The organism is Roseomonas sp. USHLN139 (genome assembly GCF_037145735.1).
Classification (GTDB): Bacteria; Pseudomonadota; Alphaproteobacteria; order Acetobacterales; family Acetobacteraceae; genus Pseudoroseomonas.
Genome location: NZ_JBBCWY010000011.1, coordinates 100,054 through 111,916, shown reverse-complemented (window position 1 = coordinate 111,916; position 11,863 = coordinate 100,054). Strand labels below are relative to the sequence as shown.

At 68.6% G+C, this 11,863-nt stretch carries 17 protein-coding genes; 7 read left to right on the top strand and 10 right to left on the bottom strand.

Translation table 11 applies throughout. From position 1 onward, the window contains the following. Positions 1-107: 107 nt before the first annotated feature. Positions 108-311, bottom strand: a complete 204-nt coding sequence (locus WFI16_RS23235) for a hypothetical protein (RefSeq protein WP_419900239.1) — start codon at positions 309-311, stop codon at positions 108-110. Positions 312-466: 155 nt separating this feature from the next. Beyond that, a complete protein-coding gene (locus WFI16_RS23230) occupies positions 467-1,000 on the bottom strand; it encodes a GNAT family N-acetyltransferase (RefSeq protein ID WP_419900238.1) in 534 nt (177 codons plus the stop codon). A 288-nt stretch (positions 1,001-1,288) separates the two neighbouring features. On the opposite strand from WFI16_RS23230, the gene WFI16_RS23225 reads away from it, so the two are divergent. From WFI16_RS23225 to catB, 3 genes are all read left to right on the top strand, one after another. Continuing rightward, positions 1,289-1,789 (top strand): thiol-disulfide oxidoreductase DCC family protein, encoded by a 501-nt coding sequence (locus WFI16_RS23225; RefSeq protein ID WP_419900237.1) that lies wholly within the window; start codon positions 1,289-1,291, stop codon positions 1,787-1,789. Continuing rightward, positions 1,786-2,280 carry a DUF427 domain-containing protein gene (locus WFI16_RS23220; protein ID WP_419900236.1) on the top strand — a complete coding sequence of 165 codons (495 nt, stop codon included), beginning with the start codon at positions 1,786-1,788 and terminating at the stop codon, positions 2,278-2,280. Before WFI16_RS23225 ends, WFI16_RS23220 begins: the two co-directional genes overlap by 4 nt. Before the next feature lie 210 nt (positions 2,281-2,490). Then, positions 2,491-3,129 carry a type B chloramphenicol O-acetyltransferase gene (catB, locus tag WFI16_RS23215; protein ID WP_419900235.1) on the top strand — a complete coding sequence of 213 codons (639 nt, stop codon included), beginning with the start codon at positions 2,491-2,493 and terminating at the stop codon, positions 3,127-3,129. 168 nt (positions 3,130-3,297) lie between these two features. On the opposite strand, the gene WFI16_RS23210 is transcribed toward catB, so the two are convergent. Together WFI16_RS23210 and WFI16_RS23205 are read right to left on the bottom strand one after the other, a co-directional pair. Then, the gene (locus WFI16_RS23210; protein ID WP_207553548.1) at positions 3,298-3,531 is read right to left on the bottom strand and encodes a BrnA antitoxin family protein; all 234 of its coding nucleotides are present in this window, start codon (positions 3,529-3,531) and stop codon (positions 3,298-3,300) included. After that, positions 3,518-3,799, bottom strand: coding sequence for a BrnT family toxin (locus WFI16_RS23205; protein WP_419900234.1), 282 nt, complete (start codon positions 3,797-3,799; stop codon positions 3,518-3,520). Before WFI16_RS23205 ends, WFI16_RS23210 begins: the two co-directional genes overlap by 14 nt. Before the next feature lie 521 nt (positions 3,800-4,320). On the opposite strand from WFI16_RS23205, the gene WFI16_RS23200 reads away from it, so the two are divergent. Genes WFI16_RS23200 through WFI16_RS23190 form a run of 3 tightly spaced genes read left to right on the top strand, consistent with a single transcriptional unit; the run spans position 4,321 to position 7,005 of the window. Further along, entirely contained in the window at positions 4,321-4,653 is a 333-nt protein-coding gene (locus WFI16_RS23200) for an Hsp20/alpha crystallin family protein (RefSeq protein ID WP_419900233.1), read from the top strand. Then, positions 4,653-5,603, top strand: a complete 951-nt coding sequence (locus tag WFI16_RS23195) for a GvpL/GvpF family gas vesicle protein (protein WP_419900232.1) — start codon at positions 4,653-4,655, stop codon at positions 5,601-5,603. Before WFI16_RS23200 ends, WFI16_RS23195 begins: the two co-directional genes overlap by 1 nt. Before the next feature lie 34 nt (positions 5,604-5,637). Then, positions 5,638-7,005: a hypothetical protein gene (locus WFI16_RS23190; RefSeq protein ID WP_419900231.1), complete on the top strand. Its 1,368-nt coding sequence runs from the start codon at positions 5,638-5,640 to the stop codon at positions 7,003-7,005. Positions 7,006-7,023: 18 nt separating this feature from the next. On the opposite strand, the gene WFI16_RS23185 is transcribed toward WFI16_RS23190, so the two are convergent. From WFI16_RS23185 to WFI16_RS23175, 3 genes are all read right to left on the bottom strand, one after another. Continuing rightward, positions 7,024-7,893: a ParB/RepB/Spo0J family partition protein gene (locus WFI16_RS23185; protein ID WP_419900230.1), complete on the bottom strand. Its 870-nt coding sequence runs from the start codon at positions 7,891-7,893 to the stop codon at positions 7,024-7,026. Next, positions 7,890-8,912: an AAA family ATPase gene (locus WFI16_RS23180; protein ID WP_419900229.1), complete on the bottom strand. Its 1,023-nt coding sequence runs from the start codon at positions 8,910-8,912 to the stop codon at positions 7,890-7,892. Before WFI16_RS23180 ends, WFI16_RS23185 begins: the two co-directional genes overlap by 4 nt. Before the next feature lie 82 nt (positions 8,913-8,994). Next, entirely contained in the window at positions 8,995-9,702 is a 708-nt protein-coding gene (locus WFI16_RS23175; protein WP_419900228.1) for a hypothetical protein, read from the bottom strand. Between the two features lie 194 nt (positions 9,703-9,896). Here WFI16_RS23175 and WFI16_RS23170 point away from each other — a divergent pair, with 194 nt between their 5' ends. Next, entirely contained in the window at positions 9,897-10,088 is a 192-nt protein-coding gene (locus WFI16_RS23170) for a hypothetical protein (protein ID WP_419900227.1), read from the top strand. A 38-nt stretch (positions 10,089-10,126) separates the two neighbouring features. On the opposite strand, the gene WFI16_RS23165 is transcribed toward WFI16_RS23170, so the two are convergent. From WFI16_RS23165 to WFI16_RS23155, 3 genes are all read right to left on the bottom strand, one after another. Continuing rightward, a complete protein-coding gene (locus WFI16_RS23165; RefSeq protein WP_419900226.1) occupies positions 10,127-10,351 on the bottom strand; it encodes a hypothetical protein in 225 nt (74 codons plus the stop codon). A 170-nt stretch (positions 10,352-10,521) separates the two neighbouring features. Next, positions 10,522-10,749 (bottom strand): DUF4170 domain-containing protein, encoded by a 228-nt coding sequence (locus tag WFI16_RS23160; protein ID WP_419900225.1) that lies wholly within the window; start codon positions 10,747-10,749, stop codon positions 10,522-10,524. Positions 10,750-10,818: 69 nt separating this feature from the next. Next, a complete protein-coding gene (locus tag WFI16_RS23155) occupies positions 10,819-11,148 on the bottom strand; it encodes a hypothetical protein (protein ID WP_419900224.1) in 330 nt (109 codons plus the stop codon). Positions 11,149-11,863 lie beyond the last annotated feature (715 nt).

Here is an 11,863-nt window from a genome sequence, read left to right as displayed (position 1 = left end):
ATGCGCTCTGGGATGCCATCCGTGACGCCCTCCCGCAGTTCTCACCGCAGGAGTGTGCCAGCTACTTCACCGCCGCAGGATATGAACCAGAATGATCGGATTATGCTCTAGAAGCCATTCATGCAACCGACAGCCATCTGCACGTCGGTGAACAGAACGTGGACTTCGCCGCGCCGCTGGGAGATGAGCAACAAAGCCGTATCTGCGTCGCGTGCTTGATGTGCGATGAACCCGGCATCTTGGAGGATCTGCGCGGTGTCGAGCCGAATAATCATGTCGTCTTTAGCAATGACCGCGTGCAGCTTGTTCATCATGGATCTCCTTCGCCGCGAAGGCGGCGAAGGAAGCGCTGCTGTTTTACGCCGGTGAGAAGCCATAGCCGACAGCGCCATGAGCGGCGCTGCGCCGGGCAGCCCGGCACGATAATTCCCGTCATCATCGAATGAGTGATCGGATTGTCCATTGATCAAACGCCCCGCATGATCTTCTCGAACTGAAACGCATCTCCGTCGCCGCTACCAAAGTCATCCTGGTCAGGATTGTTTGGATCGGAATGATGCTTGTTGAAGAACTCGATGATCTTGAACCCGCATTTGTTGACGTAGAAATGGATGTTTCGTTTCTCAAAGTATGGGGTGTGCGTCTGCCAACTGATCGTATCAGGATATCGTTGTTCTATGGCGAACCAGGCTTTGAGCCCAATCCCTCGACCTTGCTGACCTACCCTCAGAAAGAAGAGGTCAAGCGAATTATGATGGGTCTCGGTATCGATGGTGAGCACGGCGCCGCCGACGATTTGACCATCGCAAAGGATGCGCAGCACGACAGAGCTTGGCGCATCGATCGCGTTGTCCAGGACCTCGTCGGATGGAATCGGCTCGTCCGGCATCGATCCCATTTCCTCGACGACAGCCACCGCAAAGGACGCTTGAAGCTCCTTCTTGAAGTCAGTGATGTCGCCGCGATCCGCAACGGCGAGAGTGACTTTGTTTTCGGTCATCAGGTCTGTCTATCTCACACGGAGCGAGCGTTTGGAGTAACGCCACATTAGCTGCGTTCAATGGCAGTATCAGGATCTCGGTCGGCGTCTACCCGAGGCACCCGAGGAAGCTGAAGCAGTTCATTCCGTCCATTTTCGGTACAGTCCATGTCCCGATAGGCGTCACCATTCTGGCCGCTCCTTGCCGTAGAATGCCAAGCGCTGAGTGTCGCGTTGGTCGGTCGACCTACTTCTGCGCACGATAACCTTTGATTATCGGTTTTAGAATCAAGCACACTGCCAAGCGCCATGATTGAGCAAGTCGGGCGTCTACGGCTCGTTTCCTTGTTCAGCGATGCCATAGCCCGCCTGTCAGCACCAGGTCGGCAGGCGCTGTGGGGTGACAACGGCCTTAATCATCCCATCTGCCAGGACATGTCACAGCTCCAGGTCTGGTACGACGGGGCCTGCCCCCTCTGCCAACGCGAGATCGCGCTGATGCGGCGGCTCGACCGCCGCGCCGCGATCGCCTTCATCGACGTTGCTTCGCCGGAGGCCACCTGCCCGATCGACCGGGCTGACCTGCTGGCGCGCTTCCATGCCCGGGAGGACGGCCAGATGCTGTCAGGGGCCGCGGCCTTCGCGGCGATGTGGCGGGCTATTCCTATGCTGCGGCCGCTCGGCCTGGCGGCCCGCAATCCTGGGGTGCTGTGGCTGCTGGAGCGGGCCTATCGGGGCTTCCTGCGGGGCCGCCCTGCCCTGCAACGCTGGGTCCGGCGGCATCTTCCTTCCCCCGGCGTATCGCGATGACCGTGGTGCCCGACCCGACCCTTCCCGGCCAGGAAAGCGTCTGGTCCTTTCCACGCCCCGCGGTGGCCGAAGACTGCCCACGACACATCCGCATCCAGCATGCGGGCGTCAACATCGCCGACAGCCGGCGCAGCATCCGCACGCTGGAAACCAGCCACCCGCCCAGCTACTACCTGCCGCCCGAGGACGTGGCGATGACACGGCTCCGTCCCTCCCAGCGCCGGTCGCTGTGCGAGTGGAAGGGCGAGGCAGTATATTTCGACCTGGTGCTGGGCGACACCGTGCTGCCGGATATCGCCTGGAGCTACTTGCGGCCGACCGCGGCCTTTCGCACCCTTGCCGGCTATCTGGCCTTCTATGCGGCGCCGTTGGACCTCTGCGAGGTCGACGGCGAACGGGTGATACCGCAGCCCGGCGGCTTTTACGGCGGCTGGATCACCTCGCACGTGGCGGGGCCCTTCAAAGGGGGACCGGGCAGCCGAGGCTGGTAGCAAGCGCAACCATAGCGGATTGGCATCAACATCCGATTGGGCCACTATGGAGAGATGAAGGCCGCAGACCGAACCACCGACATCGCGCTTCCTCGTCTCTGACGCGGGAAGCTGGGGCGGCGATCGAGCAGATCGCTCGCTGGCCTTCACCCGTGGGTATTCGGGTGAACTGTCGCCGCATGCGCGGCTTGCGAACCATCGGTCTTCATCATGCAGAATGTCTTCGAGAGCCCCTTCAAGGGCATCACGCTGGACCGCCTCGTCACCAACCCGAACATCCGGGTTGGGCGCTACAGCTATTATTCCGGCTATTACCACGGTCATGGCTTCGATGAGTGCGCCCGCTTCCTCCTGCCGGACGAGGGCGTCGACAAACTCATTATCGGCTCTTTCTGCTCGATCGGTTCGGGCGCGGCCTTCATCATGGCCGGCAACCAGGGCCACCGGAACGACTGGATCAGCACCTTCCCCTTCTACTGGATGTCGGAGGTGGCAGCCTTCGCCGAGGCGCAGAACGGCTATCGGCCGGCCGGCGACACGGTGGTGGGCAACGACGTCTGGATAGGGACGGAGGCCATTATCATGCCGGGCGTCACCATCGGGGACGGTGCGGTGATCGGCACAAGGGCCTTGGTGACACGGGACGTCGAGCCCTACGCGATTGTCGGCGGCAATCCCGCCAAGACGATTCGCATGCGGTTCGACAAGGCCGATATTGCGCGGCTCCTCGAACTCCGCTGGTGGGACTGGAACGACGACGAGTTGAAGCAGGCCATGCCGATCCTTACCAGCGGTGACATCTCGGCCCTCCACCATCACTGGCAAATGGTCAGCAAGACAGGGGCATAGCATCAGCTTTTGCCCGTCTCGTCTCCCCAGCCAGACGGGCAGTTTTCCACCCTTCTCCGACCCTGGGCAGTGGGTCAGGGCAGGCGGTTTCCCGTTCATCGGGCCCGGTACGGACCGCCGTGCGGTTGCCGCGACCGCAGCCCCCTGCCCTGCCGCCGCGGGCCCGGGTCAACCAGCCTTGCGCTTCGGCGCGGCCTTCCGCAAAGCCGCATTGACCTTGCTCTGCCAGCCTGGTCCGGTTTCCCGGAAGGCCTGCAGCACGTCCTGATCGATGCGCAGGCTGACCAGCTGCTTGGTGACCGCCAGCTTCGGCCGACCGCGCCGCACCACCTTGTCGCCCTCGCGGATCTCCGCGCGCGCCATCCACTCGGCGGTCAGCTCCGGCGCATCATCGGGGTCCATCCAGGTGGATGCGCCAGCCACGGACTTCTTTGTCATGGGCATGCCTCATGGAAATGATGCGGCGGGCCACGCCGCGGGGTGTCCAGACGATGACGACCAGGCGCTCGCCCAGCATGCCGGCGCTGATGAAGCGCGGCTCGCCATAGTCTTTCCGGTCATCCGGCAGGGTGGCGTGCCGGCCGGCGAAAACCTCCTTGGCATCGGCGAAATCCAGGCCCCGCTCGCGCAGGGTCAGATCTCGCTTGTCGCGGTTGAAGGTGATCCTCATCGGTATTTATCGTAGCTACAATTAATAGCCGATGCAATCGCGCTGATCAGAGGGCAGTGGCCGTCATGATCCTCTGACGGCCGGTCCTGAGGGGTAGGGGACTGGCCGGGCAGCCGCGCGTCACTCCAGCCGCGCCTTCACGGCGCTCAGAAACCGGATGCACAGCGTGCCGGCGCGGCGGCTCTCCACAACGCCATGCTTCTTAACCCCTTTATCCGGCCTTCATCTTTCGCTCGCAAAATGCCCTCTGCTGCCAGTCTGGAAAATCTTTGTGTCTTCGATGATTTTTCGCATAGATTGCCCTTTCTGTTTCCATGAACCGCCAGCAGAAGGCTGCGCATCGCATGGCCGAGCCCCTTCTTCCCCCGGTCCCCTCGCCGCCTCCGCTGCCGCAGGCCGGTCGGCCGGGCTGGACCCCCCTGCCCTCCCCCGCCGCTTCCGGGATGACAGCGCGCCCGCTGCGGTCTGACCAGCCGCAACGCCAGGTCGAACCTCCGGCGCAGGAGCCGGGCGCCGCGACGGTGGAAGCCATCCGCCAGGCGATCCGCCAGATGCTGGCGTCGCGGAACGGGCCGACGCCCGACAGCTCGCCGCGGCGCCCGCGTCGCCAGATGGAGGCCGGCCCCGGCGGCTGGCACCTGCGCCTCGAACTGCCGGGCGTCCCGCCGGAAAGCGTCGCCCTCTGGGTGTCGCATGGGGCGCTGATGGTGGCGGCCACCGGCAGTTGCGCCTATGCCGTCCGCCTTCCCCTCCCCCCCGAGGCGGACCCGGCCAGCCTGCGCTGGCACTGCGCGCATGGCCTGCTGCAGGCGCATCTGGCGCCCTATCAGCCGAATCCGGAGGCGGAGGCGTGATGGCCGGGCTGCTGCGGCTGCTCGGCATCAGCCCCCAGGCGACGGCGGAGGCGGTCAGCGAGGCCATGGCCCGCATGCCAGGCCCCGCCATCCGGCGCTTTCCCGAAGGTGACTGCATCGCCTTCGCGCAATCCGAGCCGCCGGGCCCGCGCCGCGAAGGCCAGGCCGAAGCCACACGGCTGCGCGCCCTCCAGCAGGTGCAATGCCGTCTGGAGGCGGCCTGTCTCGCCGGCCCCTTCCTGCCGGCCTCGCCGGCCGCGGCGCTCTGCCCGGCCGCGGAACTGCCGGCGCTGCTGGCCACCGCCGCGCCCCGGCTGCACATCGCCCTGGCCGAGGATGCGGGAACGCATCAATGGCGGCTGGTCCTGCAATGGCCGGGCGAGCATCTCCTGGCGCTCCGCCGCGCCATGAGCGCCCACCTCCTGGACGGCGCCGCCGATCCGCTGGCCCCGGCCCCGCCTGCCGAGGCCGACGAGGCCGTGCTGACCGATGAACTCGCCTATCGCGGCGCCGTGCTGGAGGCCGCCCTCGCCCCTGCCGTCCGCCGGCTGCAACGCGAGCCCGGCGATGCGCGGACCCTGCGCTACCTGCTGCTGATCCCGCGTGATGGCGAGGCGGCCATCGAGGCGGCATTGCGCGGCCTTGGCCCGGAGATCACCGCCGGCGCCGTGGCGGATCTGCAGGGTCCGATGCCGCCGGTGCATTTCCACGCCTGGGAAGTCGCGGAGGCCGAGGAATCCGCCCTGCGGGCCGCCTGGGCCCTGCTGGGCCTGCCGGAACGGGTGGCGCTGGCCGCGCAACGCCGCGGCGGCCCGGCCGGGCCGCCGCTCCCTGCCTCGGCCCGCGGCCTGGCGGCCCTCTTTCCCGGGACCGAGCTGGAGAGGCTCCTGCCCCGCGCCCGCCGCCGTCTCATCCCCTGTGGCAGCCCGCAGGACCACCATGCCGCCTGAGCGCCCCCCCTTCCCGCCCCCACCGGAGAGCGAGATGATCGAAGCTGGCACCGCCCCGCGCGGCCTGGAGGCTTTCGCCCCCCCGGAAGCCGCCCTGCCGCCGCCGCCCCTCGGCTTCCTGTCGCTGCTGGGCTGGCCCTGGTTCCTGGGCCTCGCGCTCCTGGCCGCCACGCCCTTCGCCGGGCTGCTGCCCGGGGAGGCTGTCGGCGGCCGGGCGATGATCGGCATCAGCCTGGCCGCCGCGGCCCTGGCCCTGGCCGGCGGGGCCTGGGCCATGCGCCGGGTTGTCGAGGAAGCCGGCTCCGCGCTGGCCGTCCAGGACCTGCCCCAGGCCATCCGCGCCGCCTTGCAGGAGGAGCGGCGCCAGACGCTGCAGGCCAGTCAGGCGCTGAGCCGCGCGGTGACCACCGGGGCCCAGCTGTCCAGCCTGGCCCGCACCGTCGAGAAGCAGCTGAAGGAAAGCCTGGCGCAGGCGCCGGCGCTGGACCCTGCCGTGGCGCGGCTCGCCAGCCTGCTTGAACGGACCGAGGCGGCGCAGGCCGGCCTGCCGCCGCGCCTTGAAGCGGTGCTCGCCCGCCTGGAAAGCGCCATCCCCGACCAGGCCCTGTCGCGCATCGAGGATTGCGCCCGGCAGCTGACCACCGCCGGCGCCGCCCTGCCGGCCCTGGCCGCCTCGGCGGCGCGGATTGGCGCCGAGACCGATCGCCTGCAACGGGCCGGCGTGGCCATCGACTGGCTGGAGGAGGTCGCGGCGCAGGCCGGCGCCACGCCGCCGGCCGTCGGCGTGGCGACGACGCCGCACCCGCTGGAGGGCGCTCTGGCCGGGCTGGCGCAGAGCCTGACCGGACTGGCCCGCAACGAGGCGAGCCTCGGTGATGCCGCCCGCTACCTGACCGAGACGACCGACCGCTTCGCGGGCCTCATCGCGCAGCTCGAGACCCATGCCGTGCGGCTGCAGGCAATGATCCGGATCAGCGGCGAGCGTGATCCGCGCGCCGAGGTGGCCCCGCTCTGCGCCGCGCTGGAACAGCAGATTACGGCGGCCGAACAGCTCGGCCAGCGGCTGGATCAGACGCAGCAGCAGATGGTGGAGGCGCTCGCCATCGCCGCCGAGGTCGCGTCCAGCCAGGCCGCGCCGCCGGTCGATCCCGGCGCGACCGGCAGCCGCATCCTGGGCGAGCTGGGCCATGTTGCCCTGACCCCCGCCGCCCGGGCCGCCCTGCAGGAGCTCGGCCAGGTGGAAACCCATGCCGCGCAGCTGCTGCGCCAGGCCGAAGCGCTGACGCGGGAAGCCTGGCCGATCGCGCTCAGCCAGCGCGCCCCCGAGCTGCAGGCCGCCCTGCAATGCCAGGCGGAGCGGCTGCAGCGCGCGGCCCGGGCCCTGACGCCGCGCGACTTCTGACCGCCGGAACTTCTGACGTCAGAAGTCGAGCAGCGCGTCGATCTGCTGCCGGATCTCCCGCAGGCGCCGGCGTTCGGCCGGGGTCAGCGGCGTGCCGTCGCCGCGACGCTGCTCAAGCCCGGCGCTGAGCTGCGCCAGCAGGGCAGGCGACAGGGGCCGGGGCGCGGCGGCGGGCGAGGGGTCGGGCGCCGGGGCAGGGGGCTCCGCCTCCGGCTCGGCCCGGGCGGCGCGCAGGGCACGGACCGTCAGGCTGCCCGCCTCGGCCTGGGCCATCAGCCGGTCCCGCCGCGCGCCCGGCTCGAGGCGCGCGAGCTCGACCAGCAGGTTGCGGGGCAGGGGGGTGGCGCGGTCGAGGAAATCGGGCGGCAGGGTGAGCAGGCGCAGCGTCGCGCTGATCTCGCCCGCGCTCCGGCCCAGCATCGTGGCCACCTCTGCCTGGCTCAGCTTGCGCTCGGTGATCAGGCGCTGGACACCGCGTGCCTCCTCGGCCGGGGTCAGGTCGACGCGCTGCAGGTTCTCCAGCAGCGCCGCCAGCGCGGCATCGCCTTCGTGCTCGATGGCCAGCAGGCTGGTCCAGCCATTCTGCCGCGCGGCGCGCCAGCGGCGCTCGCCGGCGACCAGGATCCAGTTGCCCCGCTGGGCCGGGTCACGCTTGAGCAGGACCGGCTGGAGCTGTCCCTCGGCTGCCATGGTGGCGGCCAGGGAGGCGATCTCCGCCTCGTCGAACTGCCGGCGGGGCTGCGCCGGGTCGGGGCGGATCCGCGCCAGCGGGGCCTCGAAGGAGTGCCGGAACCGGCTGTCCTGCGGCACCAGCCCTTCGGCGGCCGCCTCGATCACCGACATGGCGGCGCCCAGTACCGGCGAGGCAGGCTTGCGCGTGCGGCTCATGGCGCAGCATCCAGCGGTGCAAGCTGGGCCTCGGGCAGCGGGGTTCCCTGGCCCAGCGCCGCGGCGAGGCGCAGATAGACGGCGACGGCCGCCGCACCGGGCGAGGCCTCCAGGGCGATCCGTCCGTTGCGGGCGGCATGGCCGAAGACGGCACTGGCCGGCACCGGCTCCAGCACGGGGGCGCGCCCGGCCATGATGCCGATCAGCTGCTCCAGCACCTCGCGATCGACCGATTTCCGCGCGCCGAACTGGGTCGGCAGGATGCCCGCCAAACGCAGCGCCGGATTCAGCCGCCGCTGCACCTTGCCGATGGTGGACAGGATCAGGCCGACGCCCATGCTGTCATAGGGTTCGGTGCGCACCGGGATGATCACCGCATCCGCGGCCGCCAGCCCCATGACCGTCAGCATGCCGAGATTGGGCGGCGCATCGATCAGGATGGTGTCGTATTCGCCGCGCACCGCCTCCAGGCTTTCCCGCAGCGCCACGTCGAAGCCCGGCTCGCGCCGGCCATCGGTCTCGGAGAGGTCGATATGGCTGGGCACCAGGTCGAAGGGCGCCCGGCCGCCGAGCAGCGCATCGTCCCGGCGCAGGATGGCGCCTTCGATCGGCTGCTCGCGCAGGATGACATGCGCCATGGTGCGGCCCTGACGCCAGGCCTCGACATGGCCGGCGGCGAGCAGCGCAACCGAGGCGGTGGCCTGCGGGTCGAGATCGATCAGCAGGACCCGTTGCCCCTGCTTGGCCAGCCCGCAGGCCAGGTTCAGCGCCGACGTCGTTTTGCCGACACCGCCCTTCTGGTTGGCGAGCACGAGGATGCGGGCATGGCGGGGCCGGATCGTGGCCAGGGCCTGGACGGCGCGGGCCACCTCCTCCGGGATCGGCTCGCGCCCGTTCTCCCAGCGGGAGATGCGCGGCTTGTCGTAGCTGCGGCCCAGGGCCTCGTTGAGCGCCTGCTTCAGCTCCGACTGGCTCAGCCGCAATTGCTGTCGCAGCGTCCGCAACGCTTCGCCGTCCATCACCATTCCCGTCGAACTTCTGACGTCAGAACCTGGCAAAGACGGCCGTCAACGTCAACCGATATTGGTTGACGTTATCCGTTCAACGCTCCGCGTCGAAGATCTCGTCGCGCGGCGCGAAGATCCGCTGGTGGCAGCCGCGGATCGCTTCCTCGAGGCTGGCGGCGTGCCAGATCTGCCATTCCCGCTCCTGCCCGTCGGCCGGACCATGGCCCGGCATCACCGCGGCATAGGGCAGCATCTCGAGCTCGCAGCGGAAGGCGGCCGGGCCGCCCTGCTGCGAGGGCCATTCCCGGATGAAGGCCGTCATCAGGTGCGACCAGGGCTGCCCGGCGGGCAGCGCACCATTGGCGGAGAGGTGGCTGCCCACCCAGACCCGCGGCATGCCCGGCTCGCGCAGCATTTCCACCACGCCCGGGGCGACGCAATAGACCGGCTCGCCGCCCTGCGGCGCCTGGGCATGCGCAGCGCCGAGCGCCGCGGCGATCGCCTGCATCAGGTCCTTGGCGCTGCCTTCGGCGGTGACGGGCGGGGCAAGGGCGTCGGTGGTCGAGCGCGTCTCGGTGCGCCAGACCACGGGCCCGCCATCCTGCCACTGGCCCTGACCATGGCCGGTTTCGGAGAGCAGTTCGCAGCGGTGGTGGTGGCTGGCACCGCGGGCGTCGCGGACCGCACCCGGGGCCGCCGTGGTGAAGGCGCAGGCGCGGCGAACGATGCCCGGGATGTCGGCGCTGCCCTCGACCTCGATGAAATGCGGGGCGATGAAGCGCGGCACCTGCGTCATGTCCATCAACTCGGCTCCTGGCGAAGAGGGCTGGCCCAAAGGCTTTGGGGAGCGATCCGGCAAACCGGCCGCTGAAATCACAAATATGTTATCTCGACTCTTGGGAATGTGTGCATTTTTGGGTGCCTCAAAATCATGGAACCTGTCGCAATTTATTGATGAACTGTTAACATGACCGCGGAACGCTCGAGATCCTGGTCATGCTTGTCCGCCAAGCTGCATTGCTCCTGCTGCTTCTCTCGGCCATCGGCGGGAGCTGTTACGGCCTGTCGCGCCTGATGCCCGTGGCCCAGCCAAGCGAGATGGCGGCCAGCCAGGCGCCGCCTGGCAGCTTCGCGCGGATGAGCCCGGCCGAACGGGCCGAGCGGATCGCCAAGGTTTTCCGGGAGTGATCGGCGGGGCGGTGGTCATCAGCCACCGCCAGGGGGTGTCAGACCTGCTGCTGCACCCGGCGGCTGTCCTGCCGCAGCTGGTCGAGCATGTCCTGCAGCCGGACCAGGGCGGCTTCCGCCGCCTCGGCCCTGGCCGCCTGGTGGCAGGCCTCACGCTGCTGCCGCAGCAGCGCGATCTCGGTGCGGGCCACCCGCAGGGCCATCCCGTCGAGCACGGCTTCCAGCGCCCTCTGCCGCCGGGAGAGGGCTGCGCCGTGCAGCATGTCCCCGAGGCGCTGCGTCAGCCGTCGGGCCGCGGCTGACAGGGCCGCAGGCAAACTAACGCCCGGCCTGCCGAGCGAGCGGCACGGGCGAAGGCGCAGGGGGCGGCGCCGCCCCGGCGAAGGCAGGGGCCGAGGGCCACTCTCCGTTGCCAGGGCAGGGCCGCCCATGGTCACGCGGCCGTCTTCGGGGTCGGTAGGGCGCGCAGCACGAAAAGCCGGTGCGAGGCAATGTCGACCATGCGGCGCATGCGCTCGAGCCAGGCCTTTTCCGCGGCGGCCTGGCTGTGGAACGGACCGAGCAGTTCTTCCGTGCCCTGCTCCAGCTCCTGGAAGCTGGTGTCACGGAAGATCCCGCCCCAGACCACCCAGATCTCGTGGCCGTTCAGGGGATCACTCATCTCTCGTCCTTCCATCCAACTGGCCAGTTCTCTGGCCGCCTAGGGCACCGGCGGGGCCGTCAAGCCGGTTCAGCGGGCGCAGCGGATGCGGATCTTCACCCGCCGCATGGGCCCTGCCGCGCCATGCCCGGCTGCCATATGCCGCATTGCGGCATGGGTCTGGAAGGCGGCTTCGGTGAAATCGCGCTGCCAAGCGCGCATGGCGGCCAGAAGGCCCAGGGCGATCAGCCCGAAGGCGAGGCCCGCCAGCCATGCGCTGCCGAGCCAGGGTTGCAGCTGGTCGGCGCCCAGCAGCAACCCGCTGCCACCTAACAGCAGGATCGGGCCAAGAACACGTCCATCGGGCATCGGGCTTCTCCCTGCCTGGACCAGCGCTGAGCTGGCCGCTTCGCCGTCCACCCATTATCACCTGGCTTCTGTATATTTTTCGCAAATAAATGCCGGATCTGCGCTGAAATCCTGCCTGGCGTGGCTTCTTCCAGGAGCGTGACCAAGACAAATCGGAAATGCCGTCGGCATGTCGGCGTCACGACGAGTAATCCTGCCTCACGCCTGGCCCGGTCCTGAAAATCGCCCGTCAAAGCACAGAAATTCTACCTTTGGTTGATAAGTAGCGTCAGCTTGGCACCGTGACTCGTCCTTACGCCGACATCCCTGCCGGCCTTGGTTTCTGCCGGCGGCCTTGCCTCTTGCTCACCGTTCTCGACCTTCTCCCGGCACTACTTTTTGAGTGTTGAAAGAGTCATAGAGTCACAAGGTTATAGAGTTATCGGTGCCAACTTCCTCTTCATCGCCAAAGGCTTACGGCAAAACTTGTCGGCGTGGCGCCGAGGATCGGTCGGCGTCACGACGAGGATGTGACGGCGTGGCGCCGAGTCTGTGTCGGCGTGGCGACGTGGATTTGTCGGCGTCACGACGAGGCCACCAGGCGGTGTCGGCGTCACGACGAGTGGCCCCTGTGGATAAGCTTCCCGCTCCCCCCGCCTGCCTGTCGCAGCAGGGGCGCCGTCCGGTGTCGGCGTCACGACGAGGGGACTTCCGGAAAAAGCTCGTCGTGACGCCGACATGGGCGTGGCAAAGCTGGCATTGGCCGGAGCGCTCCGCCACAAACGAG